Below are 2942 nucleotides of genomic sequence, written 5' to 3' on the forward strand. Positions count from 1 at the left end.
CGCCCTGCGCAGCAGGCCTTGCTTGCCCGTCAGTACCTTCTGCACCTGTTGCGATGTGGCCAGCGCCATCAGGTAGATCTCGGCACTGAAGGACGAATGGCTCGCGACTTGCCCCTCGGGCGCCGCCACTGCCATGACGCCCTCGACTCCGGCATGCGCAAGCGCCTGTATGGCCCGAGTGCCAATGGGCGCATCGCCAATCACGCAGATCTTCATGCTGAGCATCCCTCGAGGGTTTGTTCACCTGGCCTCAGGCGGCGGCCAGCAGCTGACGCACCAGCGACGTCCAGTAGCTGACGCCGATGGGCGTGGCAGCATCATTGAAGTCGTAGTGCGGGTTGTGCAGCGAGGCGCTGTCTTCGCCGTTGCCCAGCCAGATATAGGCGCCCGGGCATTCCTGCAGCAGATAGGCGAAGTCTTCCGAGGCCATCGAGGGCGGCAGATCACGATGGACCCGCTGGATGCTCGGCAGCTGCTCGAGAACGCTGGCGCAGCGTTCGGCATGGCCGGGCGCATTGAGCGTCGCGGGATAGCGCGGCTGATAGTCGAAGTTGACCTTGAGACCGTGGAAGGTCGCCATGGCATCGACGGCGTCATGGAAGCGCTGCTGCAGATGCGCGCGCAGTGCCGGGTCGAAGCAGCGCAGGGTGCCGCGCAGTTCGACCTCTTCCGGCATCACGTTGAAGGCATCACCGGCATGGAACTGGGTGATGCTGAGAATCGCGGTCTGGTGCGCCGGCGTCTCGCGGCTGATCAGCCCCTGCAGCTGGGTCACCAGCTGACAGGCCGCCAGGATGGTGTCCTTGCCCAGATGCGGCATGGCGGCGTGGCAGCCGTGGCCGCTCAGGGTCAGGGTGAAGACATCGAAGGCCGCCATCACCGCCTCTTCATGCACCGCCGCCTCGCCGAGCGCCAGCCCTGGCCAGTTGTGCAGGCCATAGATGGCATCCATCGGGAACTGCTCGAACAGGCCGTCCTCGACCATGCGGCGGCCGCCGCCTTCGTTCTCCTCGGCCGGCTGGAACACGAACACCACGCGGCCGGCAAAGTCAGGGTCGCGTGCCAGTTCACAGGCCGCGCCCAGCAACATGGTGGTGTGGCCATCATGGCCACAGGCATGCATCTTGCCCGGTGTGTGTGAGCAATGTGAGACGGCGTTGGCCTCGGTGACATCCAGCGCATCCATGTCGGCGCGCAGGCCGATGGTCTGGCCCGTGCCCAGCTTGCCGTCGAGCACCGCGATCACGCCGGTCTCGGCGAGTCCCGTGGTGACTTCCAGGCCTGCCGCACGCAGGATCTCGGCGACGCGCGCCGAGGTGCGGTGCTCCTCGAAGGCCGTCTCGGGATGCTGATGAAACTCATGACGCCAGCTGCGCAGCAGTGCCTCGTCGATCTTGTCGGGTAGTTGCATGCTGAATTCCTGTGGAAACCGGCACCCTGGAGTGCCGGCGTGAAAGTGATGAGAAGGGGGAAGCAAAGTGAGGAGCGAAAGGTAAAGCCCGAAGCCCGTGTGATCAGAGCAGTGCCTGCGCCACGACCGCCGAGCCGATATAGGTGCCAGTGAAGACCAGCAGCGAGATGATCACCAGCTTCCAGCCCGCCTGGCGGAACATGCTGAACTCGCGCTTGCTCAGCGCCAGACCCGCATAGCCGAGTACCGGCGTGACGATGGCGAGGAAGTTGACGAAGCCCAGCTGCTCGGTGATCCAGCCGCTGCCCGGGAACCACGGCAACGTCATCAGGATGCTGACCAGCGACACCCAGGCGATGGCCGGCAGGTAGAAGGGCATGACGCGGGCGACCAGCAGGCCGAGCATGGTCATCACGTACAGGATCAGCATGCCGGGGGCGGCGTCGATCAGGCTGGCGCCATTGATGGTGTTGACCACCCAGCCGACCACGCAGACGGCCGCGACGACCATGGCTGTCTTGCCCAGCTGGTTCTCCGGGCGGTCTTCAACCAGCGCGTCTGAGGCGAGCTTGGCTTCCTCGTCATTCATGGCGTCATCGCTGCCGGCCCGCTTGCGACTGAAGAAGCGGAACAGGCGCTCGGCGACCGGCAGGGCGATGAACAGCGAGACGTAGAGGCCGGTGGCATAGGTCAGCAGGTTGCTGGCGCCGGCGAAGGCCAGCAGCTCTTCGCCCATCTCCGGCAGGGCGCCGGCGATGGCGCCGGAACACGCCGCCACCATGCTGCCGCTGCCGACACCGCAGGCCATGGCCAGTGCGCGCGGGTCGAAGATGTCCAGTGAGGTCAGGTAGCCCGCCATCAGCGCGAACCACAGGGTGCCGAACATGGTGCCCACGACATAGACGCCCATCACACCGACGCCTTCCGGGCCCTTGAGGCCGTATTTGTCGGAGATGATCGCGATATTGGGTTCACGCGCGATGGAGTAGGTCGCACCGATCGCCTCACGGCCCATCTTGAGCACCACCACCGCGATCGGCATCGCGATCAGCATGGTGCCCAGGTTGCCCAGCTCCTGCAGGATCAGCGCCGGACCCGCCGAGATCAGCTGCTCGATGGCTGGGCCGATGGTGGAACCGAAGCGGGCGATGAACGGCATGATCGACAGCAGGATGACCGGCCCTGCCGCCGCGCTGACCACCGGCGGGATGAAGCGCCTGGTGCCGCTGAACAGGTGCGGATTGCACAGTACGGCGGCAATGAAGGCATAGAACAGCGGCAACAGCAGCAAGGTGCCGGGGCCGAGCGGGAACTTGAGAATACCGATCAGTTCGGCGCCGAGAGACAGCACCACGACCAGCAGGTGCAACCGCCAGTCCAGGAGTTGAGAAAGGGGCATGTGGGACTCCGCTTGTTATTGTAGTTTCTCTAGCTGATGAAACGTCTGGAATGCAGCGCCTCGGGGCATGCCCGCGGCTGTCGGCTGCCACCCTCTGCCGGGGCGGTCAGCGCAATCCAGTATTGTCAGGAG

The 2942-nt window shown here is 65.1% G+C and carries 3 protein-coding genes; all 3 read right to left on the bottom strand.

Annotated features, from left to right (window positions below; translation table 11 throughout):
- Positions 1–216: hypothetical protein (locus tag AC4FAH_RS14235; RefSeq protein WP_490246277.1), on the bottom strand; the 216-nt coding region annotated here is incomplete at its 3' end.
- A 34-nt stretch (positions 217–250) separates the two neighbouring features.
- On the bottom strand, positions 251–1411 hold the full coding sequence (locus tag AC4FAH_RS14240; RefSeq protein ID WP_279833408.1) for a M20 aminoacylase family protein: 1161 nt from the start codon (positions 1409–1411) through the stop codon (positions 251–253).
- Positions 1412–1514: 103 nt separating this feature from the next.
- On the bottom strand, positions 1515–2810 hold the full coding sequence (locus AC4FAH_RS14245; RefSeq protein WP_131432168.1) for a DUF3100 domain-containing protein: 1296 nt from the start codon (positions 2808–2810) through the stop codon (positions 1515–1517).
- Positions 2811–2942: the final 132 nt, after the last annotated feature.

The sequence above is a fragment of the Cobetia sp. genome (assembly GCF_983723665.1).